This is a genomic window from Winogradskyella poriferorum, from assembly GCF_036553625.1.
GTDB lineage: Bacteria > Bacteroidota > Bacteroidia > Flavobacteriales > Flavobacteriaceae > Winogradskyella > Winogradskyella poriferorum.
In genome coordinates, this window is record NZ_JAZHOU010000008.1 from 61,755 (window position 1) to 86,270 (window position 24,516).

Genomic DNA, 24,516 nt, shown 5'->3' on the forward strand with positions numbered 1-24,516 from the left:
GGGTAAAACAATATCAATCATGAGAAAATTTTTACCATTTTTTGTTGTTGTATTGTTCTCCATCTCACTAGTTGCGCAAGATTCTAATTGTAAATGTTGTACAGAAAAGCACTCAGAATTTGATTTTTGGGTTGGCAGTTGGGAGGTTACCAATGCTAATGGTACAAAAGCTGGAGAGAATACTATAGAAAAAAAACAAGGCGATTGTGTATTGCAAGAAAACTGGATTAGTGCTACACCAGGATATACAGGTACAAGTAATAATTTTTATAACTACAAGACAAAACTGTGGGAACAAATCTGGGTAGATAACCAAGGGCAAAGTTTACATCTCAAAGGAAATAAGGTTGGTAACCAAATGATTTTAAGAACAGATGACGAGAAGAATGCTGAAGGTAAAACTTTTTTTTATCGTATAACATGGACCGACAATGATGATGGAACAGTAAGGCAACTCTGGGAAACTATTACAGATGGTAAAGATGTAACTGTGGCCTTTGACGGGTTATATAAGCGTAAAAATTAGTTGACTTGTAAATTTGTATCTCCGATAACAAACTTAAGTTTGTTGAGTTGATGCAAAATCTTTGTAGCTTTAAATTCTGAAAAATCACTTAGTGCATGGTCTGTTTGCCTCAGGTTGTAAGCGTCCTCAATAAGTCGTAGGTATTCTTGTCTTAATTTAAACCTTTTTCGGAGCAAGTGTTCTGAGTTCTGCACGATATAAGATATTAGTTAGTCTTCTAAGTTACTAAAAATTAAGCAAATAACATGCGTTTTGAATAAGAAAAATTATGTTAAATAATTAATCTTGTAAAGCAAAGACTTTCTTAAGCAAATCCGTAGTTCTAGATGAAACTTTAGTTCTTATTTCTTTCTCTTCAACAGCAATCATGGTGTAGACACCTTTTAAAGCTTCATTAGTAACATAGTCCGTTAAATCAGGATTTACGTTATTGGTAAGCGGTAAATTATTGTACTTTGTTATAAGATTATTCCAAATTTGATCGGCACCTACTTTACCAAAAGAATTGCTAATTACAGGCTTAAATTTGTTGTATAGTTGTGTTTGAGTTTTGGAAGTTAAGTATTCTGTTGCAGCATTATCCTCGCCAAGTAAAATGTTTTTTGCATCATTAAAGGTAATGTCTTTAACGGCATTAACAAATATAGGAGTAGCCTCTTTTACAGCATCTTCGGCAGCTCTGTTAAGTGCTTTTATGCCTTCGTCTGCCAAACTACTCAATCCTACTTTTCTTAAAGCGTCATCTACTTTTTGTAATTCTTCAGGTAATAGAATTTTAACCAGCTCATTTTTATAAAATCCATTTTTTTGAGTTAGCTTAGTTACTTGTTTGTCAATACCAAAGTCTAATGCTTGGCGTAAACCAGCAGCCATATCTTCGTTACTTAATCCACCAGTTTGTGGTAATTCATTTATTACATTTTGTAATTCTGCGCATGCGCTTAAGTTAAAAACCACAAGTAAAGCAAAAACTCTTTTGATCATAATTCAAGATTTTAATTTTAAACAAAGATATTTTAAAAATAAGGTGTTATAAAATTACAGGCAATTTTAATACCAGAAATAGTATTGTTATTTATTAATTATTTAAAATTCTTATTTTTAGCATAGTATTTGATTATCCATTTGAAAACGATAAAGTTCATTATGAATTGTTTCAATAAAAAGAATCTCTTAGCAATCGTAATTTTCCTTGTGATGGTTAATTATGGCTATAGCCAAGTAAAAGTTTCAGAATTTATTCAAGAATCTAAAATAGCTTCTCCTGAAAGTAACAAATTATATTTTGTTGATTTTTGGGCAACTTGGTGTGTCCCATGTATTACAGCAAAAGAGCATTTAAAAGTTTTGCAAAATCAATTTCCTAATGATTTTTATGTTGTGTCACTATCAAGTGAAAATCCTCTTAAAGTAGAAAGATTCTTAAAGAAAAAACCGAATGATTTAGCGGTTGCAATTGACTATAATAAAGAGACATTTAGCAAGTATAATGTAAATGTTCTACCTGCAGGTGTTTTGTTTAATGCTAATGGAAAGGTGCTTTGGGAAGGCGGAGCTCCAGACCTAAAGAAAGAGATGGTAGCAAGGTTTTTAAGACAGCAAACAGCGAGGACATCATTAAGTTCGTTTTTTAATGTTGTTAGCATAGAGGATGAAACTTTAAACGAATATATCCCAACGGAAGTCATGGAGGTTAAGTCTTTACAAAGTGGTTTCGAAGAGTTAAGCGTTGTGGATAACGACCACTATTTAAAAATATCAGGATCATTAAAATCAATCTTGGGTTATTTAGCTAAAATCTACAAGAACCAAATAGTAATTGCAGAAGACTTAGATACCAATTACGAGGTGTATTTTAAAAAACCACTAAATACAAATGAGAATTTAGCATTTAAACTTATTACAGAATTAAAACTAAGTGTTGATAGAAAGTATGATGAAGGTGAAGGTATTAGTTTTACTATAGATACACCTAAGTTTTGGGATACCAATCAAATAGATTGGGGCACTAACAATTCTAAATATCTTATAGGAGATTCCCAAATACAAGGTGATAATGTGTCGTTAAAAGATATAGCATATCAACTGGCTTATGTGTTAGATATGCCAGTTATATTTCCTGATGATTCAGATGTAATTCTGGGGTTACACGATTGGGATTTTCATTATAAGTTTTTTCAGTTGATGCAAACAGATCTAGAAGATAATTACGGCATTAAAGCTGAAAAGAAAACGATAAGTTATCCTGTATATCACATACAAAAAAAAGCTCCTTAATAGGAGCTTTTTTTATTTTTATAATGTAATTCTTAGTTAGATATAACTCTAAACTCAGTACGTCTGTTTCTTTGGTGTTGAGCCTCAGAACAGTCAACTCCGTTAGAACATCTGTTAGTCAATCTTGTTTCACCAAAACCTCTTGCAGTTAATCTGTTTCTAGAGATGCCTTTAGAAACTAAATAGTTTACAACAGAGTTTGCTCTTTGTTGAGATAAAGACATGTTAAAATCATCATTACCTCTAGAGTCTGTATGAGACATAATTTCGATGCTTACATTACTATCGTTTAGGATAGGTAATAAAGTGTCATCTATAGTCTTTTTAGAAGAAGCAGTTAATCTAGCGCTACCTAATTCATAAAAAACAGGTAATACATTAGGGTTTAATAACTCACAATCAACTTCTTCCCAAGTTGTAATACCTCCTTTTTTGTCTAATACAGTTCTTGTAACTGTTTGGTATTGTGCAGGAATAGTAGTAGTTTCAGTTCTTGCAGGTGTGTCAACAACTCTTCTTTTAATAGTTGTGTACTCAGCAGGAATCTCAATCTCATCCATTCTAGCAGGAGTTTTAATAACTCTTTTCTTGTAAGTTGTAGTTTGCTCTGGTACTGGTACAGAGTTAGTGCTAGCGTCAGATGCTAAAGTTGTAAAACTTACGTCTCTAGATTGAGCAGGATACTCAACAAAACAAGCAGCAACACAATCATCCTTATCTACAGAAGGACAATCCTCTAAAACTTTATACTCCCAACCAGAAGTCTTTGGGTAAATTTCAAAAGTTCTAGAATCTCTTCCAAATGTTGCAGGAACAACTTTTAAATCTGTGCGAGCTTCTTGCTTTACATAAGGTACATCAACAGTTTCGTAAGTTGCAGGTACATAAACAAACTTTTTCGATGCTTCTTTTACTAAAACACGCTCTTCAACCGTTTTGTAAGTTGCAGGTATTACTTGTAGAGTAGTGTAAGCTGGGTAAGTTTGAATTGTTTCTTCAACTTCTTTAAACTCGTCTTTAGTAATACATTTTACATAACATTTACCTGGTTCTGGGTTTGTTGGTAATCCTTGTGCTTGAGAAAATCCTATCCCAGCTACAAAGCAAACTAGTAATAATAGTTTTTGTTTCATAAGAAATAAATAATTAGTTAATGGTTATAGTTTATTTTTATCGTAAGAATTATCCTCCCACGTGTTTTCATTAGACACGGTTAATTAGCAAGAGTCACTATTAACTTAGAGGTTAGGGAATAAGTCAGTGAATAGAATTAGGATTAAATAATTAAAAATTTAATCAATATGTTAAAAATATAAAAAATTCCTAAAATATTAACGTTTTTATTGAGTTATTATCTTGTTAACTGTTTTAAGAACTTTTTTCTAAAACTACTATTTTCATTCAAAATCTTAAATTAAGAAACTATTATGGTTACGTTATTATATAAGTTGAAGCAGTATATACAATCTTTTTTATAATTTGTTTATTATACTTTAAATGAGGTTTATTCTCTTATAAATTAATGATCACAAATATTTAGTGTTTCGATTTGTTATATAATTTGCAACCAACCATGATATTTTTTGAATATTCAGTAAATTTGCACCTCATTTAAGCAATTTTATTACGAATGGAACAAATCACACCATATAAACCAAAACATAAAGTACGAATTGTAACTGCGGCCTCTCTTTTTGATGGGCACGATGCAGCCATAAATATAATGCGTCGTATCATCCAGGCAACAGGAGTAGAGGTTATTCACCTTGGGCACGATAGAAGTGTGGAAGAGGTTGTAAATACAGCCATACAAGAAGATGCTAATGCTATAGCAATGACATCCTATCAAGGTGGACACAATGAATACTTTAAGTATATGTACGATTTGTTGAAAGAAAAAGGTGCAGGCCACATCAAGATTTTTGGTGGTGGAGGTGGAGTAATTCTTCCTGAAGAGATTAAAGAATTAATGGATTATGGTATTACCAGAATCTATTCACCAGATGATGGTAGAGAAATGGGCTTGCAAGGAATGATTAATGATTTGGTTCAAAAATCAGATTATGCCATAGGAGATCAATTAAATGGCGAAGCAAATACACTTCACGAAAAGAATCCAAAATCTATTGCGAGAGTTATCTCTGCTGCCGAAAATTTCCCTGAAGTAGCCAAAGATGCTTTAGAAACTATTCATACTAAAAATGAAACTTCAAAAACACCAGTCCTCGGAATCACAGGTACAGGTGGTGCAGGTAAATCGTCGTTAGTGGATGAATTGGTACGTCGTTTTTTAATCGACTTTCCAGAAAAAACCGTTGGGTTAATTTCTGTAGATCCTTCAAAACGTAAAACAGGTGGTGCATTATTGGGAGATAGAATCCGAATGAATGCCATCAACTCACCTCGTGTATATATGCGCAGTTTGGCAACACGTCAATCGAACCTAGCGCTTTCTAAATATGTAAATGAAGCAGTAGAAGTTTTAAAAGCGGCTGAATACGATTTAATTATCTTAGAAACGTCTGGTATCGGACAATCAGATACCGAAATATTAGAGCATAGCGATGTGTCACTTTATGTAATGACACCAGAATTTGGTGCAGCCACACAGCTTGAAAAAATCGATATGTTAGATTTTGCGGATTTAGTAGCGATTAACAAATTCGACAAACGTGGTGCTTTAGATGCCTTACGCGACGTGAAAAAGCAATATATGCGTAACCATAATCTGTGGCACGAAGATCCAGATACAATGCCTGTTTTTGGTACTATCGCATCTCAGTTTAACGATCCTGGAATGAACACGCTTTACAAAGCGATAATGGATAAAGTTGCTGAAAAAACTGAAGCAGACTTAAAATCGACTTTCGAGATTTCTAAGGAAATGAGCGAGAAGATTTTCGTTATTCCACCATCACGAACACGTTATCTGTCAGAGATTGCAGAGAATAACAGAGCTTACGACAAAACAGCAGATGCTCAGGTAGAGGTAGCTCAAAAGTTATACGGAATTTTTAAAACCATTTGTTCAGTTGGTAATGTCACTTTGAGCGCAGTTGAAAAGTCTTTTATAGGAAAACAAGGTTTAGACCAAAATGAGATCCTGAAACAAGTTCAGGAAGACAAAAAGGATTTCATTAAAATGCTTATCGCAGAATTCGATCGTGTAAAGCTAAACTTAGATCCTTACAATTGGGAAATCATCACAGGTTGGGATGATAAGGTAAATCGTTATAAAGATCCTATTTATAGATTCAAAGTAAGAGATAAAGAAATTAAGATAGAAACACATACTAAGTCGTTATCACATTCCGATATTCCAAAGGTAGCTTTACCAAAATACCAAGCTTGGGGAGATATTTTAAGATGGTGTTTACAAGAAAATGTACCAGGAGAATTCCCGTATGCTTCAGGATTATATCCTTTTAAAAGAACAGGTGAGGATCCAACGCGTATGTTTGCAGGCGAAGGTGGTCCAGAGCGTACCAACAGACGTTTTCACTATGTAAGTTTAGGGATGCCAGCAAAGCGTTTATCTACAGCTTTCGATTCGGTAACCTTATACGGAAATGATCCAGATTACAGACCAGATATTTATGGCAAAATTGGTAATGCAGGTGTAAGTATTTGTTGTTTAGACGATGCTAAAAAACTGTATTCAGGATTTAATTTGGCTGATGCTATGACGTCGGTAAGTATGACTATTAATGGTCCTGCACCAATGTTACTAGGCTTTTTTATGAATGCAGCAATAGATCAGCAATGCGAGATTTATATCAAAGAAAATGGTTTAGAAGAAGAAGTTGAGCAAAAGATAAAAGTTATTTACAAGGACAAAGAACGTCCTAAATACAATGCTGAAATTCCTGAAGGAAACGATGGTTTAGGTTTAATGTTATTAGGTGTTACAGGTGATCAGGTATTACCAAAAGACGTCTACGAAGACATTAAAGCAAAGACCATTGCTCAGGTAAGAGGAACGGTTCAGGCAGATATTTTAAAAGAAGATCAGGCACAGAATACTTGTATTTTTTCAACAGAGTTTGCACTTCGTTTAATGGGTGACGTACAAGAATATTTTATTGAAAATAATGTACGTAACTTCTACTCAGTTTCTATTTCTGGATATCATATTGCTGAAGCTGGTGCAAATCCAATTTCACAGTTAGCATTTACGTTGGCTAACGGATTTACGTATGTAGAATACTACTTAAGTCGAGGAATGGACATCAATAAATTCGGTCCGAATTTATCATTCTTCTTCTCAAATGGTATTGATCCAGAATATGCTGTTATTGGTCGTGTAGCACGTAAAATTTGGGCAAAAGCATTAAAGCATAAATATGGTGCCAATCCAAGAGCACAAATGTTGAAGTATCACATTCAAACATCTGGTCGTAGTTTACACGCTCAGGAAATTGATTTCAACGATATTAGAACAACACTTCAGGCACTTTATGCTATTTACGACAACTGTAACTCTCTACATACAAATGCGTATGACGAAGCTATTACAACACCTACGGAAGAATCTGTGCGTCGTGCAATGGCAATTCAGTTGATCATAAATAAAGAATTAGGTTTAGCTAAGAATGAAAATCCAATACAAGGCTCTTTCATTATTGAAGAATTAACCGATTTAGTAGAAGAAGCAGTATTAACTGAGTTTGACAGAATCACAGAGCGTGGTGGTGTACTTGGAGCTATGGAAACGATGTATCAACGTTCAAAAATTCAGGAAGAAAGTTTATACTACGAAACCTTGAAGCATAATGGTGAATTCCCAATTATTGGTGTAAACACATTCTTAAGCAGTAAAGGTTCGCCAACAGTACAACCTGCGGAAGTCATTAGAGCAACTGAAGAAGAAAAAGAAGATCAAATTAAAACGCTTCAAAATTTACATAAAGCTGCAGATACAGGCGATTTATTAAAAGACTTACAGAGCAAAGCCATTAACAATCAAAATATTTTTGAAGTCTTAATGGACGTTTGTAAAGTATGTAGTTTAGGGCAAATCACTTCAGCCTTATTTGAAGTTGGTGGACAGTATAGACGAAATATGTAAGCGGGTCGCCAAATTTTTCAACTGTAAGGAAGAAAAAATTTGAGCAGACTGCTTATCCCAAACTTGTTTTGGGATCTCATAAAATTATAGTCACTTAATTACTTTAAAAAATTGTGTGAATCGATTATGCTGAGCGTAACCGAAGCATCTTATAAAATGATTACAAACAACCATTCCAATTGAAAACGGAATGGTTGTTTTATTTTTTATAAAACCTATAACATACTTTCAGTAAAACACCCAATAACTTTGCATTCTATTCAAAAGATTAAATAACGTTATGACAACATATCCAAAACGATTTTCGCACATTGGTATTACCGTGCCAGATATTAATAAAGCTGCTAAATTTTATTCAGAAGTGATGGGTTGGTACACCATTATGCCACCATCTTTAGTAAAAAAAGAAACCGATACTGCCATAGGGCAAATGTGTATTGATGTTTTTGGTGATGATTGGGAAACCTTTGAAATCGCGCATTTAGCAACGTCTGATGGTATAGGTGTAGAGTTGTTTAGTTTTCCTCACGGTAAAAAGGAAGCGCCAGAATTTAATCCATTTAATACAGGTTTGTTTCATTTCTGTGTGCAAGATCCAGATATTGAAGGTTTAATTGAAAAAATTGTTGCAGCTGGTGGAAAACAGCGTATGCCAATTAGAGAATATTACCCAAACGATAAGCCTTATAAAATGTGTTATGTAGAAGATCCTTTTGGGATTGTTTTCGAAATTTATACACACAGTTACGAGTTAACGTATTCGTCTGGTGCTTATGCAAATGAAGACAAATAAAATGTTTTAAAATGAAAAAGTTATTCATAGTATTACTATCTGTTGTATCATTTTTCGCTTGTAAAAACGATACCAAAAAAGAAACAGAAGACATTAAAACTTCAGAATCAATTTCTGAAAATAAGCAAGATGTTATTGAAGTTGCCAGTTTTAAAGGTCAGCAAGTTACAGGTGTTACGGTAACACAAAACGGTCGTGTGTTTGCTAACTTTCCAAGATGGCGAGATACGGTTAAATATTCTGTAGTTGAGGTGTTTGAAGATGGTTCATCTAAGTCGTATCCAAACGACATTTGGAATTTATGGCAACCAGGCGAGCAGCCAAAAGACGATCAATTTCTAGGTGTGCAATCTGTAGTTGCTTTTGAGGATAAATTGTATGTTTTAGATACGAGGAACCCTAAATTTTCAGGTGTTGTAGATGCGCCAAGAGTGTTTGTATTCAACTTAAATACTAATGTTTTAGAGCAAACGTATAAGTTAGATAAGGACAGCTATCATAGCGATTCTTACATTAACGATTTGCGTGTAGATAAAGCAAATAACAAATTGTATTTTACAGATTCTGGTCACGCAGGATTAGTTGCTTTGGATTTAAAAAGCGGAAAAAGTACTCGAATTTTAGATAACCACAAAAGCACTACAGCAGAAGTCTCTGAGCTTACGTTTGATAACAAAGTTTGGAAAAATACAGTACATTGTGATGGAATTGCGTTTGACCAAAATAATCAACGCTTATTTTACCAAGCGTTAACAGGTTACAGTTTATACTCTGTTCCTGTGAGTAGTTTCAATTTGAAAAATTCAACTGAAATTGAAGCTTCTGTAAAATTTGAAGCCAAAACAGCAGCACCAGACGGAATGATTTTTGACCAAATTGGTAATCTGTATTATGCCGATTTAGAGCACAATAAAATTGATTATATCACACCAAATGGAACTATCAAAACTTTAGTTGAAGGCGATAACGTAAAATGGGCAGATACTTTTAGTATTTACAATGGGTATTTATATTATACCAATTCTAGAATTAACGAGGCTTCAGGCGATATAAGCAACTTAAATTTCACTATAAATAAAGTCGAATTACCAAAATAGCGTAACAATTATGCATCTTTTTTAAAGTTTTATCGTCTATTAAGTGAACCCTAAAAATTTATTCACTTATGAAAACAGATAAATCATGTAATTGCAATTGCGAACCTTGTAATAACGGAAGATGTACAGACTGTACTTGTCAAAATTGTACATGTAGTAATTGTAATTGTTAAACCTAAAATCAGCTTGAGTTTTTTTGAAAATTTAAGCTGATTTTTTTATATTAAAGTATGACTACAAAATACGTTTGGGATACATATGCGCAGGATATAAAACGTTTTATCTTAAGTAAAACTAAAGATGAAAGTATAGTGGATGATATTTTGCAGGATACCTTTATAAAAGTACATACCAAATTACAGACTTTAAAGGATGATGATAAGCTAAAATCGTGGTTATTTTCTGTGGCGCGTTACACACTTATGGACTATTTTAAAACAAAAAAAATTAAAGTAGAACTAAATGATTTTGAAGTTGCAGATACTTCTGAAACCCATCAGCATACCGAAAAAGATTGCTTAAGAGGTATTTTGGTCAATCTACCTAAGAAATACAGAGAACCCATTTTCTTGTCAGACATTATGGGTTTAAAACAAAAAGAAGTAGCTGAGCGTTTAAACCTTTCCTTGCCAACAATAAAATCTCAAATACAACGTGGCAGAAAACAAATAGCACAAGGCTTTATGGATTGTTGCGGCTACCAAATGAACGACGAAGGTCATTTAGTTGGCGAGATAAAAGATAAAGAGGATTGTAAGGTCTGCAATTAAAGCGTTAGCATCCAATTGCGCTTCAACCTTCTAAAGGCTCTGATTTCACCTCGAAGAAGTGGTAAGTAATCTTTACCATTGCTTTTAGAGCGTTCCAATCGTCTGCAATTGCTATACAATCTGCTTGTTAAACGTTCTAAACTTTCCAGGTGTTTGTGCTTCTTATCGGAATGGCGCTCGCGTTCTGCATTGATAATTTCTGGTGCCAGGTTTGTGGATTGTTGCACAATATCGCCAGAAAAGTAAATGTCGCTATCTTCTGTACCATCTTCGTTCAAATATGATAAATCGTGATTGATGTATGTCGAGATGCTTCTCGAAAGCATAATAATATCCATTGCCTTTTGATATACAGGCAAATCCGACAAATGTGATGGTAAGTGGTAACTCATAATTTCAATAGCAATTGTTACGAAATTACCCAAGAAAAATGAGATTTAACTTTAATATTTAAGGTTAAATATTATATTAGCTTTAATATTTGTGTTATTTTAAATTATTTCTTTAAATGGTTATTGATAAACTCAATTGGAAGATTTTAAAGTGTTTACAACAGAATGCACGTATGTCTAATACAGAGATTGGAAGACGCGTTGGTATTAGCTCACCTGCTGTGAGTGAACGTATTAAAAAGATGGAAGATGCCGAAATCATTCAAGGATATACCACTTTTGTTTCACCTTTTGAAGCTGGCTATCAGTTAAAGGCATTAATTACTTTGAGAGCATTTATGGGAATGTTGAAACCCTTTCTGGAAAAAGTAAAAACCTACGACGAAGTTGTAAACTGCTACCGAATTACAGGAAACGAAAATATTGTAATGGAAGTGGTCTTAAAAAATCAAAAACACTTAGAAACGTTCATAGACCAATTAATTACTTATGGAGAAACTAAAACACAGATTGTATTATCTCACGTGGTAAAACATAGTGAGATTAAGCCTTTAAAGTAATTCTAATTGATGCGCCAAGGTGGATTTTTTCTATTCTTACCAGCTGTGTAAATTATGATTGGGTTTTGGTCTGGGTCTTTCAATTTTATTTCTGTCCATAACCAAGATTGTTCGCTAATTTCTGTGTCGAAAATGATACCTTTTTGTTTGAGCATATCTACAGTTTGGGTAAGGTTGTCAACTTCAAAATAAATGATGGTTTGATTATCGTTAGATAACTTTTCAACCTTATGAATAGAAAACGTTGCATCACCATCAGGACATAAAAACCTAACATATCTTGGTGCTGCATCAACAATGAGTTGCAGTCCGAGAGTTTTATAAAATTCTACAGATTTTGCAACATCTAGCGATGGTATGGTCACTTGGTTTAAATTCATAATCCCAAATTATTAAATCGTATTTGCAATATGTTCTGCAATCATTTTAGCATGAATGCGAGAGTTTTCAATAAACCATTTGTGTGTTTCCATTCCACCACAAATTACACCTGCGAGATACAACCCTTTTATATTAGATTCCATTGTTTTATCGTCGTAGAAGGGAATATGACGTTCGTCTTTAGAAAATTCAATTCCTGCTTTATTCAAAAACTTAAAATTAGGTTGGTAACCCGTTAAAGCCACAACATAATCGTTTGGTAAAATGATTTCGCCATCCGGCGTTTTAACGGTAATCTGGTGTTCTTCAATTTTAATAATTTCAGAATTAAAATAGGCTTTAATGCTACCTTCTTCAATTCGGTTGAGAATATCTGGCCTTACCCAATATTTTACACGCTCGCCAATACTTTCGCCACGTACAACCATCGTGACATTTCCACCTTTGCGGTATATTTCTAAAGCAGCATCTACAGACGAATTACTGGCACCAACAACAGCAATGTTTTGCAAAGTAAAAGGATGTGCTTCCTTGTAATAATGAAACACTTTTGGTAAATCTTCGCCAGGTACATTCAGCAAGTTTGGTATATCATAAAAACCAGTCGCTATAATGACTTTTTTTGATTTGTAATGGCTTTTGCTGGTTACGACTTCAAAATGATGTTCGACCTTGTTAATAGTTGCTACTTCTTCATACAATTTAATATTCAATTTATTTGAAGTTGCCACTCTTCGGTAGTACTCTAAGGCTTCGTTTCTGGTTGGTTTAGGATTGTTGCTTATAAAAGGAATATCATCAATTTCCAGCTTTTCAGAAGTTGAAAAAAATGTCATATTCAAAGGGTAATTAAAAAGTGAATTGGTTAATGCACCTTTTTCAATGACAGCGTAGTTCCAGTTATGTTTTTTACATTCTAAGGCGCAGGCAATTCCAATAGGTCCTGCGCCAATAATTATGATGTCTAAATCTGTTGTTTTCATAGGATTTATAAAGGTAACGCAATTCAAAATTTTAACTCAAATTACGCTCGTTTATTAACATTCTTTTTAAATATAATAGCAGTAAAACACCAACAAAGCTCAGTACTAACATAATAAACCAAGTAGTGTCGTACCCTAGATTATCAACTAGTCTTAAACCAATATTATGTCCAAAAATATGAGCGATGGAAAAGGTCATTACATACATAGAAAGATACTCGCCTTGCTTTCCTTTTTTGGCGCGTTCCATCGCAAATGCGTTAGAAAACGGAAAGGCAATCATCTCGCCAACAGTCATAAATAAAATACCAATGACCAATACGCCTGTCCACGAGGTTAGGTTAATGACCAAAAAGCTAATCGCTGTAAGTAATAACCCGAATAAGGTTAAGCCAATTTTTGAACGTTTTAACTGCTCTAACCAATGGATTAATGGCATTTCTAATAAAAAAATGAACAAGCCATTTAAGCCTAAAAGCAATCCAATTTTAACAGGTGTTAACGTGTGTACTTCTTTGTAATACAAAGGCATTGTAGAAAAATACTGCAAAAACACAACGCCAAAAATTACCATAGCTACAAAAAATACCCAAAACGGTTTGTCGCTGTAAACAGATACAGGGTTTTCAACTTTAGTTTCGTCTAACGGTTTAGCTTTTCTAGGATTTAAAACTGAAATCAATAACAGTGTTGCCAATATACAAGTAACACCATCTACCCAGAATAAACCACCATAACCCATTGTGGAAATGATTAATCCACCAACAGCAGGACCAGCCGAAAAACCAAGATTTATTGCAAGTCTTATCAAGGTAACAGAACGTGTTTTGTTTTCTGGTTTACTGTAAACACTCATAGCCACAAACATTGCTGGTCTAAAGGTGTCTGCAACAAGCATAACAAAAAATATACCCAAACAAATACCAGCAAAAGTGTCTAAAAACTGTAAAGCAATAAATAAGATACCAGTACTAAAAAGGCTTCGTGTCATAACCTTGTAGTAGCCAATAGAGTCAGTAAGTTTTCCGCCAATCCACGTACCAACAACAGAGCCAAGTCCAAAAGCACTCATTACCCAACTGATTTGTGATAATGATAGACTTTTGTCTTCTTCGAGATATAAGGTTAAAAACGGAATGACCATTGTGCCTGCACGATTAATAAATGTAATGAGCGCAAGCCACCAAACTTCTTTAGATAAACCATTAAAGGTTTTAAAGTAATTGTTGAATAATGTTTTCATTTTGATTGATTGTTATAAAAATAAAAAGTCCGACGTAACCGTCGGACTTTTAAATATTGTTTAATAGTATATAGGAATAGCTACAATAGATAATACGTCCGAATGATTTCCGAAGAAATTGTCCAGTATTGTTTTGTACATCTATTGACTTGAAACATTATTTTAATCGTTTAATGGCATAAAGCTACAATAATTTTCCATAAGTTGTATTTTTGGGTTTTAAATATTTAATGATGAAAAACTTTTTTTTAATTTTTTTATTGGTGTGTACAGTTGCATGTGCACAAGACAAACAAGTATTAAGTGGTGAAACTGAATGGCAAAAAGAAATGAATGCTGATTTTAAAGATGCTAGTAAGTCGCCATTAAAGAAAAAAGATTTAAAAAAGTTTAAAGGACTAGATTTCTTCAAATTTGATTCTACTTATGTGGTTACTCCAGAATTTACTAGAACGCCAAAGGCAAAGAAGTTTAAGATGGAAACGACCACAGATCGTCTTCCCGAATATGTGCAATATGGTGTTTTAAAATTTACACTTAAGGGAGAAGAATATGAATTAAAAATATATCAAAATATAAACCTAATAGAACGAGAAGGATACGAGGATTACTTATTCTTACCATTTTTAGATGATACCAATGGTGAAGAAAGTTATGGAGGTGGAAGATACATTGAGGCTAGAATCCCAGAAGGTGATACTATGGAAATAGACTTCAATAAAGCCTATAACCCTTATTGCGCTTATAACGAAAAGTACTCTTGCCCAATTGTACCTAGAGAAAATTATTTGCCACTAAAAGTTGAAGCAGGAGTAAAGGCATTTAAGAAGTAGTTTTGTTAGAGGTTAGAGGTTAGAGGTTAGAGGTTAGAGGTTAGAGGTTAGAGGTTAGAGGTTAGAGGTTAGAATTCTGTATTGAAATAACCAATTGATCATAGTACTTCAGCCGAAGCACTAAAAACCAAACACCAAATACTACAAACTATTTACTAGCAACTAAATACTACTTAACCAAATACATGCCTAAGAAAACAGCTAAAAACCCAACAATAAAACTAGCAATTGTATAAATCGCAAAAGTCATAAAATCACCTGATTTTAAAAACACATGATTTTCATAAGCAAAGGTTGAAAACGTGGTAAAACCACCACAAAAACCTGTTGCAAGTAACAAGGTTTGGTTTTGCGTAAGACTATCATTTTTGGCAGCAAGTCCGAGTATAATCCCAATTAATAAACTACCAATAATGTTGGCGGCAAAAGTACCGTAAGGAATTCCGGTTTGGTCACTGTTTAGCCATTTTCCAATGAGGTAACGAAGTGTGCTTCCAAATCCACCACCAATAAAAACGAGAATGAGTTGTTTCATTTATTTTATAGGAATGTAGATTTCAGTAACCCAATCCGCAGGATTTGGATAGTTTCCTGGGTCAGTGGTATAAATTTCAAAAGGCTTTTCTTCAGATTGCTCTAAATTATTTTTAACTAAGTAAGCCATAGTTTCTTCCCAAGCTTTACTAAGATTGGTATAATTACCTTTTAAGGTCGTTTTTAAAACCTTCATATTTGGGATGAAATTAATAGACACATCAGAACCTTCTGGTAATGCTATTTTTTCTTTTACAGGAATTCCATTACTCATTATTACATCAGCAGAACTCATATCGTTGTAAACTGTTAGTGGCATTCCGGATTGTTTAATGTTATTTTTGCCCATAAACATCATAATGGTGCCGAAATTTTCGCCCATTTTAGCACTTATGTTTTGAGAATTGGCATTAGTAGTTTTGTATAGGTAGTAGCCACCACCATATTCAGTGACGCCATTTATTGTGACTTCAAAACGCTTCATATCTTCTTGTGTAATGCTATCTAATTTTTCTAAACTACGTTCATAATTAGGACCAATTAGTTTTTCCATACCTCCCATAAGAGTGGAAACAAGTTTAAAACCAAAGGGTAGATTTTTCCCAGAGATAGACCAGGTTACATCTGTAGAACCATCTTCTTTAGGTTCCAGCTTCCATGATACATCAGATTTAGGAAATTCTGCAATCTGCATTTCTTGGGTAATAGAGTTGTGAGGATTGGCAGCAACAGTTGTCATAGTGCCAACACCATCTTTGTCTTCCCAAGAATATGAGCCTCCAATACCTTCGTGTTTTTCAGGGAAAGTTAGTTTCATTTCAGGATCGGCTTCAATCCAAGATGACCAGTCCTTCCAAGTTTCAAAATCTATAATTTTATTATACAGTACTTCTTGAGGTGCTTTTATGTTTCTGGTTCGTGTAACTTCAAAAGAATTTGGCTGTACCGCAATGTAAATTGAAAATCCAATAATGAGGATTAACAACAACAGAAGAATATATTTAAGAGTCTTCATTTTAGTATGATTTAGTAGTTATCCAAAGATAGTAATTTGTCTTATATGTGTTACATTTGTGAGAATTCAAAAAAAACTAACTTATAATATGAACTTAAAATCAATATTTGCAATTTGCCTTATAGCCGTTTTTGCTTGGTCTTGTAAAAATGACAGCAAAGAGCCTGTAAAGGACGATACTACAGAAAAAGTATCAGAAGAATTTGATTTTAATGTAGAGCAATTTGCTGACATTAAAATCTTACGTTATCAAATTCCGGGATGGGATAATTTAAGCTTAAAAGAACAGAAACTAGTATACTATTTAACCCAAGCAGGTTTGGCTGGTCGTGATATTATGTGGGATCAAAATTATAGACACAACCTTAAAATTCGTAAAGCTTTAGAGAATGTTTATGCTAACTATTCTGGTGATAAAACTTCGGATGATTGGAAAGCTTTTGAAGTGTATTTAAAGCGTGTTTGGTTTAGTAATGGTATACATCATCACTACTCTAATGACAAGTTGAAGCCAGAGTTTTCTAAAGATTACTTAAATGAATTATTCAAAGTAACGAACACAAAATTAGACGGTGTTGCTTTTGATGTCATCTTTAATGATAAAGATTCTAAGAAAGTTAACCAAGCTAAAGGTGTGGACAATGTTGCTTTATCTGCTGTAAATTTTTACGGACCAAATGTTACTAATGCAGATGTAGAAAAATTCTATGCAGCTAAAAAATCACCAAATCCAGATCAACCTTTGTCTTATGGACTTAATTCACAGTTAGTAAAAGAAGATGGTGTTTTAAAAGAACGTGTATATAAATCTGGAGGACTTTACGGTTCTGCAATAGATGAAATCGTTAAGTGGTTAGAAAAAGCACAAGGTGTTGCTGAAAATAAAGCACAAGGTGACGCTTTAGGACTGTTAATCGAATATTACAAAACTGGAGATTTACAAACCTGGGATGATTATAATGTGGCTTGGACGGCAGCTACCGAAGGTAATGTAGACTACATTAATAGTTTTATAGAAGTATATAACGATCCGTTAGGATATAGAGGTTCTTATGAGACAATTGTACAAATCAATGATTTTGAAATGTCTAAAAGAATGAAAGTATTATCGGATAATGCGCAGTGGTTTGAAGATAATTCTCCTTTAATGGATGCGCATAAAAAAGATAATGTAGTAGGTGTTACGTACAAAGTTGTAACGGTTGCAGGCGAAGCAGGTGATGCATCGCCAAGTACTCCAATTGGTGTTAACTTACCAAATGCCAACTGGATTAGAAAAGAAGTTGGAAGTAAGTCTGTATCTCTTGGTAACATAATTGAAGCTTATGCAAAATCAAAAGGTTCAGGTCGTTTAAAGGAGTTTGTACATGATGAAGAAGAGTTACAACTTGAAGAAAAGTATGGACAATTAGCAGACAAGCTTCACACAGCATTGCACGAAGTTATTGGTCATGCATCTGGTCAGTTAAATCCAGGAGTAGGAGAGACCAAAGAGACTTTAAAGAACTATGCATCTACTTTAGAAGAAGGGCGTGCGGATTTAGTAGGTTTATACTATTTGTACGATTCTAAACTTCAAGAATTAGGATTAGTTGATGATTGGAAATCTGTAGGAAAAGCAGCTTACGATGGTTATATCAGAAATGGTTTAATGACACAATTAATCCGTTTGAATTTAGGTGACGATGTAGAGGAAGCGCATATGAGAAACCGTCAGTGGGTTTCTGCTTGGGTTTTTGAAAAAGGAAAAGCAGACAACGTTATTGAAAAGGTTACCAGAGATGGAAAAACATATTTTAATATTAATGATTACGATAAGTTACATGAACTATTTGGTCAGTTATTAAGAGAAACACAGCGTATTAAATCTGAAGGAGATTATGCTGCCGTTGAAGCTTTAGTAGAAGGTTATGGAGTTAAGGTAGATCAAGCTATTCATGCAGAAGTTTTAAAGCGTAATGAAGCTTATCCAGATCCACCTTACAGTGGTTTTGTAAATCCTGTTTTAGTGCCAGAGGTGGATGAAAACGGTGAAATTACTGCCATTAAAGTAACGCAGCCAGTAGGATTCCCAGAGCAAATGTTAGAGTATAGCAAAACGTATAATTTTTTACCAGAGGTAAACTAAATATACGTTTATACTGAGTTTTAAAAGCAGCCTATTTGGGCTGCTTTTTGTTTGTACTAAAAAATAATAGAAGTCCGTTTATTACTAACAAAATTAAAATAGAGTAAATAATTGTCATAGCTTTTATATATATAACAGTTGCAAATCGAAAAGTCCTACTCCTTTAATATTAAAAATTAATCTTGATGAATTAACAGAGTACTATTAATTGGATTATGGTTTAGTTTCATTTTGTAGTTTATAGATTATAGCAAAAACCATAAGGCTGTCTTTTCCTTTTATTTTTAGTTTTTTTCTAATGTTTTTACGGTGAGTTTCTATGGTCGATTTGCTAAGATTAAGTTCATGGGCAATGTCTTTATTTGGTAAGCCTTGACCAATTAGTAATACCACTTGCTTTTCGCGATTAGTAAGGTTGCTTCTGTTATGTGAATTATTGTTAGACTTTAGTTTTAAAGAATTAGTAAGTGCTGAAACAATCTCAGGGCTTTTACAGATGCATTTCATGTTTTCTAATACGACAATTAATTCATTTGTGGTCAGCATTTTCCCTTCATTTTCAATAATTGAAATGAGTTTTAAAAGCTGATTTTTTGCAGTTTTAGATGGGTAGTACATATTATAAAAGTATATGTATAAAGGATATAAAAAAATCCCCTTTAATGGGGATTTTTGGTGATAGCTGGTTAATATTTTTACCCTAAAATTTATAGCAACCTAACTATCCTAATAAACAACTAACTAATGTTTTATGAAGCGTTTTGTAATTGTTGAGGTATCGGTTTTAAATACAATAAAATATAGGCCTCTTTCTAGAGAAGTGATATTTAGTTGCGTTTCACTTGAATTAATAACAAAAGTGTTTACTGACTTACCTGTTATATCTACTATAGAAGCACTTATATCTTCATGATGATTGTTAAGGCTTATTTTGATTTCGTCTTTTGCTGGATTTGGAAAAATGGATGCAGTAATGTCAATAAAATTATTTAAACTTAATGTGTTTTGAGGGGTAACTCTAAAATCGTAAGATCCAGTTTGGTCCGTTCCTGTGATAATGAAATAGTAGTTGCCAGCATTAAGGTTAATCGTATTAGTTGTTCTTGAAGAATTAGTACCATCATGATTAAGTTGAAAAACTTGATTGCTATTAACAGCATCATATACAGTTAATGATGCATTATTATTTAATCCTTCAAAGGCATTTAATTGAAATTCTACATCATCATTTTGAGATAGTGAGAAACTATAATAATCCTCAGTATCACTGCCAGAGCTATAATAACTTAGTCTTCCTTCATAATCTTGATTAAAATTGATAGCTGTTGTCTCAAATTGCGAATTGTTTGGTTCTGTGTCATTTTCAGCTGTAAAATTTTGATTCCATCCGTACAAATCATAATCTGTACAACTATTACCAGTTATTCTTAAGAAATAGTTTGAGCTAGATTCAATATTGTTATAAGTGAGTGATGTAATTGATCCAGAGTTTTGATCTTGAGTAATACTTGTAAGCATAGAAAAATCGTTTCTCAATTCTACTGTAGAATCACCATATAGGTCAAAATAAAACTCAATAGGTGCTGAGTTTGAAATAGGAATATCATAATAATCGTAATTGTCTAGATTAGAAATGTTTCCATAGCCAACCTGTCCAAATACATTGTCGTACTCTCCTAGAGTTTGAGAGTCATTAGTTGTGTTGTTAGGTTCCAATTCTCCATTTTCACCCGAATAAGAATTTGTTGCATACAATTGGTATGACGTACAAGATGCTGAATAAAGTGCAAGATAATATGTTTCTCCTTCAGCAGCGCAAGGAATACTTACAGATGTAACTTCACCATTAGTGTTGGTGTTAATATTGCCAACAGAAAAAGGGATACCTTCGTAATAATAGAAAAAAACTGTACCAATAAAGGGTTCGCTAAAGCTGATCTCTAAAGCACCGTTATATATAGGTTGTATTAAATAATTGTCATCATAATCTACTACATCAGATATTCTATAGCCAATTTGTCCATTAAAGTTTGTGTTAAACGGTAAGTACTCAGCTGTACTAAAATCATTGTTAGGTTCTGTTTCATCACTGCTGTAGTTGGTAGGATTCGAAAATGTGTACGATATAGAATAGGTGCTACAACAATCCTGGCAACTTCCATAACCAGGAATCCCTAATGGTGATGAGGTGTAATCCTTCACCATAACATAGTAAGTACCTTCTACGATACAATTAAAATTGTATATAGGGTCGTCTGGTCCACTGTTTTCAAAGTAAATTGGAGTTAATGTACCATTTTCTTCCTCATAAAATGCTTCTGTGATATAGACAAAGTTTTGTGAAGCATTTAGAGTTATGGTAGCATCACCAGACTCTACAACATCAAATTTATACCAATCAGAATCATCGTCTAACGCATATCCATTAGAATCTGGTGTAATACCATAACCAATATTTCCATACTTGGTTTCATTTAAATTTATTGTTAATGCTTGTGAGTCTAAGTCATTTGGTTCGTTATCAATATATCCAAGAGGTTCTTGCATATTCCAATACATTTGATAACTATTGTCATTTCCAGCTATTTTTAAGAAAATAACATCTCCTTGTTTAAGGCAATAGACAGAGGCTAATAGTAAGCCGTTTGTATCATTACTTTCATAGCCAATGCCTGTTACTGTACCATCATTATTTTGCCTTAACATTTGAAGGCTTGTGGAAAAGTACCCATCAATCACAGTATCGTGGTTTATGGTAACGTTTAAGGTACCATTGACAGGAACGGTTAACTTGTACCAATCTTCACTTTCATTGATATTGTTTACTGCATCAGGAATAAAAGAACCGTGACCTTCATAAAATGTATTTTCAGTTGTGTTGATGGCTTGAGTGTAATTATCATTTGGTTCTGGGTCATTATTGTATGTGGGAGGTATAACATAATAATCTATGTTGTATCCACCACTTGAAGCATAAGTACTACTAAAACTAGCGCCAATATATACATCAACAACTGTCCCTGCCAGAAGTCCGCTAGTTTCCATCTCAATGAGAGGACCAGTTTCATTTTGAACCACACCCACGGTCTGACCTGCATTATTACCTTCAAAAGTCATATAATCGATATATGTATAAATTGAAAATGTTACAGGGTTAGGGCTTGATGTAGTACCGTTAACTGTACCTGTAAATACAATTTTGCCATCATAAGGCATTACAATCTGATAGGAATTTTCGGTATTAAAACAACTTGTTGAGGTATTATAACAAAGATCATTTGCGGTAAAATTACCTGAGCTTTGAGATATCCCAAAATTAGATAATGATAAAGAAATTAAAAATAGTAATAATCGTTTCATAGTTACAAGAATTAATGGTCAGTGTAAATTTACAAAACATTGATTAGCAAAGAAATACCCTTTATTGGGTATTTCTTTATTTTTATCAGAATTTATATTTCTTTTCTAAAGCATAGCGCATCAATTCACCTTTGCCTTGAAGGCCTAGAATACGTATCATATTTTTTCGGTGTGTATCTACAGTATGGACTCCGATAAATAATTCGTCTGCTATTTCTCGAGAGGTTTTCCCTTGGCCAACAAGTGCTAAAATTTCTATTTGACGTTTTGTGAGCTTGCCTTTTGCTTTTTTGTTGGTGTTGCTGTCGTCTTCTACTTTAATGTTGGCATCAAAGTAGGTGTCTCCATTGTAGACAGAACGCACTGCTTTAAGCACTTCTTCCAAGGGTGAATTCTTAAGTAGGTAGCCAGAAGCACCAGCATCTAGCATTTGGTTGATGGCATCTTGTTGATCAAACATGGTGAAGCCTAATACTTTGGTGTGTGGAAACTCCTTTATAATTTGTTTTGTTGCAGAGATGCCGTCAACTTTGGGCATTCTTATGTCTGTGATAACAACATTGGGTTGCTTTAGTCTCACGAGATGTAATAACGCTTCACCATCATTAGCTGTGCCAACAATTTCAATGTCATCTTCGTATTCTAATAGAAGTTTTATACCATCAATCAATGATTGATGATCTTCTGCAATTGCTAGTCGTATCATAATGGTATATCAATTATTACAGTTGTTCCTTTAAGTTTTTCTGATTCAATAGTCATTTTACCATCCAAATGTTCTACGCGTTTGTCAATACTACTTATGCCCATTCCCGCTTTGGTTTTTGTTACCTGATTAGGATTAAATCCTTTACCATTATCTTCTACCATGATATTGATGCTTTCTTCATGATTGGTGAGGTGAATTATACCTTTAGTAGCATTGGCATGCTTAATGACATTAGTAACTAATTCTTGAATGATTCTGAAAATTGAGATTTCTAAACTGTTATCTATTCTTTCTTCTAAACCATGACTTTGTACTTCAAATTTAAGACTGTTTGCTCCTGATGCGTTTTCAGCAAGTTTTATAACAGCAGGTAAGAGACCGTTTTTGGCAATTACACCAGAATTTTTTAAGTGTGCCATAGATCTTATTTCTACATAGGCATCCTCTAATAATGTACTTGTCTTTTTTATGAGTTCTTCTCTCATTTTAGCGTCTATTTCATCTTTTATTAAGTGCTCAAACTGAAGTTTTGCTGCAGATAGTGTAGCGCCAACACTATCATGAAGGTCTGATGCTAATTTTTGGCGTTCTTTTTCTTGGCCTCGGATCATTGCATCAATAGTAGATAATTCTAAATTTTTAAGGATTTTTTCTTTTTCATCGATTTCTTTTTGGCGCTCGTGCTCTGCCTTACGATGTTTGCGTTTTATGTTTTTATAGATTAAAAATCCAATAAGAGATATTGCGGTTAATAATACACCCCAAAAAAGGGTAAGGTTAGTCTTTTCTTTTTGATATGTTAACTCTCTTTTATACGTATTGGCTACATTTATAAGACTGTCTTCAGATCTAACGCGTGAAATTTCAAGACGTTGAAGCTTCTGTCTTGCTTTTATATCCTCGTAACTTTCAAAAGAGGTCATATTTTTTAATAAATAGCTATTTGCCATTTTATAATCTCCAAGATTTTCATATGCTTTATAGAGCAACATGTAGCAGTTTTTCTCAGAAATTTTGTCATTTTCTTCTAATGCTAATTCTAGACATTCATTACCATATTTAATTGCTCTTTTATAATCTTTAAATGTTATGTATTGCCCTGCTAATATTTGAAGACCAGTTATTTTTATGTCAATGAATCCTTCATTTTCTGCTTCAGAGATTACATTAGTAATGAGCTCTAGACCTTCATCAACTTTCTTACTTTTTAAAAAGATATTTGCCAAATTTCCTTTAGAAATTAAACTACCGCGTTTATCACCAATTTTATCTGATATGGAAATACTCTTTTCAAAATAAGGTATCGCTTTTTGAAATTTATAAACCATAAAATAAGCATTTCCAATATTTGTAAGTGATGTTGAAATTTGAATGGAATCCTTGATACTTTTACTAATTTCTAAACTGGATTCAAAATATTCAAGAGCAGTTTCTATATCCCAATTAGACTTATAGGTTCTTCCGAGATTAATCTTAGTAGTAATTAGCCCTATTTTGTCATTATATTTATTGTAAATATCGAGCGCCTTATTGTAGTTAATTATGCTCTGATCTTGAGTCCCTATCATACTTTCAATTAATCCATTAATCAAAAATATGTCTCCCTCTCGTTTTTTTAATTTATTATTTAAAACAAAGATCTCTAGCGATTTATTGAGTATATAAGCACTATCAGGTTTTGTTTGTATATAATACTTGTGAATTAATTTATTTAGTGCATCTGCTCTAGTTGTATCAGCAAGCTTGTCGTTGTTCCATTGTTTGTAGAGGTTTGTTTTTTCTTCTTGGCCAAATGATGAAATTGTAAGAGAGACCATTAATAAATTTAGAATGAGTTTATTCATTAT

At 33.4% G+C, this 24,516-nt stretch carries 22 protein-coding genes; 9 read left to right on the forward strand and 13 right to left on the reverse strand.

From position 1 onward, the window contains the following. Nucleotides 1-19 precede the first annotated feature (19 nt). The gene (locus tag V1468_RS15960; protein ID WP_331811208.1) at nt 20-526 is read left to right on the forward strand and encodes a hypothetical protein; all 507 of its coding nucleotides are present in this window, start codon (nt 20-22) and stop codon (nt 524-526) included. On the opposite strand, the gene V1468_RS15965 is transcribed toward V1468_RS15960, so the two are convergent. Further along, complete coding sequence (locus V1468_RS15965; RefSeq protein WP_331811209.1) at nt 523-720, reverse strand: Lacal_2735 family protein; 198 nt, start codon at nt 718-720, stop codon at nt 523-525. The two genes, V1468_RS15960 and V1468_RS15965, sit on opposite strands and share 4 nt — an antisense overlap. Before the next feature lie 85 nt (nt 721-805). Further along, complete coding sequence (locus tag V1468_RS15970) at nt 806-1,510, reverse strand: DUF4197 domain-containing protein (protein WP_331811210.1); 705 nt, start codon at nt 1,508-1,510, stop codon at nt 806-808. Between the two features lie 162 nt (nt 1,511-1,672). Between V1468_RS15970 and V1468_RS15975 the strand changes: the two genes are divergently transcribed. Continuing rightward, nucleotides 1,673-2,803 carry a TlpA family protein disulfide reductase gene (locus V1468_RS15975; RefSeq protein WP_331811211.1) on the forward strand — a complete coding sequence of 377 codons (1,131 nt, stop codon included), beginning with the start codon at nt 1,673-1,675 and terminating at the stop codon, nt 2,801-2,803. 32 nt (nt 2,804-2,835) lie between these two features. Here V1468_RS15975 and V1468_RS15980 read toward each other — a convergent pair whose 3' ends face one another. Next, on the reverse strand, nt 2,836-3,936 hold the full coding sequence (locus V1468_RS15980) for an OmpA family protein (RefSeq protein WP_331811212.1): 1,101 nt from the start codon (nt 3,934-3,936) through the stop codon (nt 2,836-2,838). 497 nt (nt 3,937-4,433) lie between these two features. Here V1468_RS15980 and V1468_RS15985 point away from each other — a divergent pair, with 497 nt between their 5' ends. The 4 genes from V1468_RS15985 to V1468_RS16000 all read left to right on the forward strand — a co-directional run bounded on the left by V1468_RS15985 (nt 4,434) and on the right by V1468_RS16000 (nt 10,531). After that, the gene (locus V1468_RS15985) at nt 4,434-7,871 is read left to right on the forward strand and encodes a methylmalonyl-CoA mutase family protein (RefSeq protein WP_331811213.1); all 3,438 of its coding nucleotides are present in this window, start codon (nt 4,434-4,436) and stop codon (nt 7,869-7,871) included. A 280-nt stretch (nt 7,872-8,151) separates the two neighbouring features. After that, the gene (locus V1468_RS15990) at nt 8,152-8,664 is read left to right on the forward strand and encodes a lactoylglutathione lyase family protein (RefSeq protein ID WP_027880746.1); all 513 of its coding nucleotides are present in this window, start codon (nt 8,152-8,154) and stop codon (nt 8,662-8,664) included. 11 nt (nt 8,665-8,675) lie between these two features. Beyond that, complete coding sequence (locus V1468_RS15995; protein ID WP_331811214.1) at nt 8,676-9,761, forward strand: SMP-30/gluconolactonase/LRE family protein; 1,086 nt, start codon at nt 8,676-8,678, stop codon at nt 9,759-9,761. Between the two features lie 230 nt (nt 9,762-9,991). Beyond that, nucleotides 9,992-10,531: a sigma-70 family RNA polymerase sigma factor gene (locus tag V1468_RS16000; RefSeq protein ID WP_331811215.1), complete on the forward strand. Its 540-nt coding sequence runs from the start codon at nt 9,992-9,994 to the stop codon at nt 10,529-10,531. Here V1468_RS16000 and V1468_RS16005 read toward each other — a convergent pair. Continuing rightward, nucleotides 10,528-10,956, reverse strand: a complete 429-nt coding sequence (locus V1468_RS16005) for a hypothetical protein (protein WP_331811216.1) — start codon at nt 10,954-10,956, stop codon at nt 10,528-10,530. The two genes, V1468_RS16000 and V1468_RS16005, sit on opposite strands and share 4 nt — an antisense overlap. A gap of 83 nt (nt 10,957-11,039) precedes the next feature. Here V1468_RS16005 and V1468_RS16010 point away from each other — a divergent pair, with 83 nt between their 5' ends. Beyond that, the gene (locus V1468_RS16010) at nt 11,040-11,483 is read left to right on the forward strand and encodes an Lrp/AsnC family transcriptional regulator (RefSeq protein WP_299097900.1); all 444 of its coding nucleotides are present in this window, start codon (nt 11,040-11,042) and stop codon (nt 11,481-11,483) included. A 2-nt stretch (nt 11,484-11,485) separates the two neighbouring features. Here the strand turns inward: V1468_RS16010 and V1468_RS16015 are convergent, their stop codons facing one another. The 3 genes from V1468_RS16015 to V1468_RS16025 are packed head-to-tail and all read right to left on the reverse strand — an operon-like array spanning nt 11,486 to nt 14,090. Further along, entirely contained in the window at nt 11,486-11,863 is a 378-nt protein-coding gene (locus V1468_RS16015; RefSeq protein ID WP_331811217.1) for a VOC family protein, read from the reverse strand. Nucleotides 11,864-11,875: 12 nt separating this feature from the next. Continuing rightward, nucleotides 11,876-12,847: a YpdA family putative bacillithiol disulfide reductase gene (locus V1468_RS16020; RefSeq protein WP_331811218.1), complete on the reverse strand. Its 972-nt coding sequence runs from the start codon at nt 12,845-12,847 to the stop codon at nt 11,876-11,878. Between the two features lie 31 nt (nt 12,848-12,878). Next, on the reverse strand, nt 12,879-14,090 hold the full coding sequence (locus V1468_RS16025; protein ID WP_331811219.1) for an MFS transporter: 1,212 nt from the start codon (nt 14,088-14,090) through the stop codon (nt 12,879-12,881). A gap of 233 nt (nt 14,091-14,323) precedes the next feature. On the opposite strand from V1468_RS16025, the gene V1468_RS16030 reads away from it, so the two are divergent. After that, on the forward strand, nt 14,324-14,923 hold the full coding sequence (locus tag V1468_RS16030; protein ID WP_331811267.1) for a DUF1684 domain-containing protein: 600 nt from the start codon (nt 14,324-14,326) through the stop codon (nt 14,921-14,923). A gap of 169 nt (nt 14,924-15,092) precedes the next feature. Here the strand turns inward: V1468_RS16030 and crcB are convergent, their stop codons facing one another. Beyond that, nucleotides 15,093-15,458, reverse strand: coding sequence for a fluoride efflux transporter CrcB (crcB, locus tag V1468_RS16035; RefSeq protein WP_331811220.1), 366 nt, complete (start codon nt 15,456-15,458; stop codon nt 15,093-15,095). Beyond that, entirely contained in the window at nt 15,459-16,472 is a 1,014-nt protein-coding gene (locus V1468_RS16040) for an SRPBCC family protein (protein ID WP_331811221.1), read from the reverse strand. Between the two features lie 88 nt (nt 16,473-16,560). Between V1468_RS16040 and V1468_RS16045 the strand changes: the two genes are divergently transcribed. After that, a complete protein-coding gene (locus V1468_RS16045) occupies nt 16,561-18,600 on the forward strand; it encodes a dipeptidyl-peptidase 3 family protein (protein WP_331811222.1) in 2,040 nt (679 codons plus the stop codon). Between the two features lie 213 nt (nt 18,601-18,813). Here the strand turns inward: V1468_RS16045 and V1468_RS16050 are convergent, their stop codons facing one another. The 4 genes from V1468_RS16050 to V1468_RS16065 all read right to left on the reverse strand — a co-directional run bounded on the left by V1468_RS16050 (nt 18,814) and on the right by V1468_RS16065 (nt 24,513). Further along, complete coding sequence (locus V1468_RS16050) at nt 18,814-19,218, reverse strand: response regulator transcription factor (RefSeq protein ID WP_331811223.1); 405 nt, start codon at nt 19,216-19,218, stop codon at nt 18,814-18,816. A 123-nt stretch (nt 19,219-19,341) separates the two neighbouring features. Next, nucleotides 19,342-21,960 carry a T9SS type A sorting domain-containing protein gene (locus V1468_RS16055; RefSeq protein ID WP_331811224.1) on the reverse strand — a complete coding sequence of 873 codons (2,619 nt, stop codon included), beginning with the start codon at nt 21,958-21,960 and terminating at the stop codon, nt 19,342-19,344. An 85-nt stretch (nt 21,961-22,045) separates the two neighbouring features. After that, entirely contained in the window at nt 22,046-22,666 is a 621-nt protein-coding gene (locus tag V1468_RS16060; RefSeq protein WP_331811225.1) for a response regulator transcription factor, read from the reverse strand. Further along, nucleotides 22,663-24,513, reverse strand: coding sequence for a tetratricopeptide repeat-containing sensor histidine kinase (locus V1468_RS16065; protein WP_331811226.1), 1,851 nt, complete (start codon nt 24,511-24,513; stop codon nt 22,663-22,665). Before V1468_RS16065 ends, V1468_RS16060 begins: the two co-directional genes overlap by 4 nt. Between the last annotated feature and the right edge of the window lie 3 nt (nt 24,514-24,516).

Excerpts from the sequence above, each read along its gene's own strand:
- V1468_RS15960 (WP_331811208.1), top strand. The coding sequence starts at position 20 with ATGAGAAAATTTTTACCATTTTTTGTTGTTGTATTGTTCTCCATCTCA.
- V1468_RS15970 (WP_331811210.1), bottom strand. The coding sequence starts at position 1,510 with ATGATCAAAAGAGTTTTTGCTTTACTTGTGGTTTTTAACTTAAGCGCA.
- V1468_RS15975 (WP_331811211.1), top strand. The coding sequence starts at position 1,673 with ATGAATTGTTTCAATAAAAAGAATCTCTTAGCAATCGTAATTTTCCTT.
- V1468_RS15980 (WP_331811212.1), bottom strand. The coding sequence starts at position 3,936 with ATGAAACAAAAACTATTATTACTAGTTTGCTTTGTAGCTGGGATAGGA.
- V1468_RS15985 (WP_331811213.1), top strand. The coding sequence starts at position 4,434 with ATGGAACAAATCACACCATATAAACCAAAACATAAAGTACGAATTGTA.
- V1468_RS15990 (WP_027880746.1), top strand. The coding sequence starts at position 8,152 with ATGACAACATATCCAAAACGATTTTCGCACATTGGTATTACCGTGCCA.
- V1468_RS15995 (WP_331811214.1), top strand. The coding sequence starts at position 8,676 with ATGAAAAAGTTATTCATAGTATTACTATCTGTTGTATCATTTTTCGCT.
- V1468_RS16000 (WP_331811215.1), top strand. The coding sequence starts at position 9,992 with ATGACTACAAAATACGTTTGGGATACATATGCGCAGGATATAAAACGT.
- V1468_RS16010 (WP_299097900.1), top strand. The coding sequence starts at position 11,040 with ATGGTTATTGATAAACTCAATTGGAAGATTTTAAAGTGTTTACAACAG.
- V1468_RS16015 (WP_331811217.1), bottom strand. The coding sequence starts at position 11,863 with ATGAATTTAAACCAAGTGACCATACCATCGCTAGATGTTGCAAAATCT.
- V1468_RS16020 (WP_331811218.1), bottom strand. The coding sequence starts at position 12,847 with ATGAAAACAACAGATTTAGACATCATAATTATTGGCGCAGGACCTATT.
- V1468_RS16025 (WP_331811219.1), bottom strand. The coding sequence starts at position 14,090 with ATGAAAACATTATTCAACAATTACTTTAAAACCTTTAATGGTTTATCT.
- V1468_RS16030 (WP_331811267.1), top strand. The coding sequence starts at position 14,324 with ATGAAAAACTTTTTTTTAATTTTTTTATTGGTGTGTACAGTTGCATGT.
- crcB (WP_331811220.1), bottom strand. The coding sequence starts at position 15,458 with ATGAAACAACTCATTCTCGTTTTTATTGGTGGTGGATTTGGAAGCACA.
- V1468_RS16040 (WP_331811221.1), bottom strand. The coding sequence starts at position 16,472 with ATGAAGACTCTTAAATATATTCTTCTGTTGTTGTTAATCCTCATTATT.
- V1468_RS16045 (WP_331811222.1), top strand. The coding sequence starts at position 16,561 with ATGAACTTAAAATCAATATTTGCAATTTGCCTTATAGCCGTTTTTGCT.
- V1468_RS16050 (WP_331811223.1), bottom strand. The coding sequence starts at position 19,218 with ATGTACTACCCATCTAAAACTGCAAAAAATCAGCTTTTAAAACTCATT.
- V1468_RS16055 (WP_331811224.1), bottom strand. The coding sequence starts at position 21,960 with ATGAAACGATTATTACTATTTTTAATTTCTTTATCATTATCTAATTTT.
- V1468_RS16060 (WP_331811225.1), bottom strand. The coding sequence starts at position 22,666 with ATGATACGACTAGCAATTGCAGAAGATCATCAATCATTGATTGATGGT.
- V1468_RS16065 (WP_331811226.1), bottom strand. The coding sequence starts at position 24,513 with ATGAATAAACTCATTCTAAATTTATTAATGGTCTCTCTTACAATTTCA.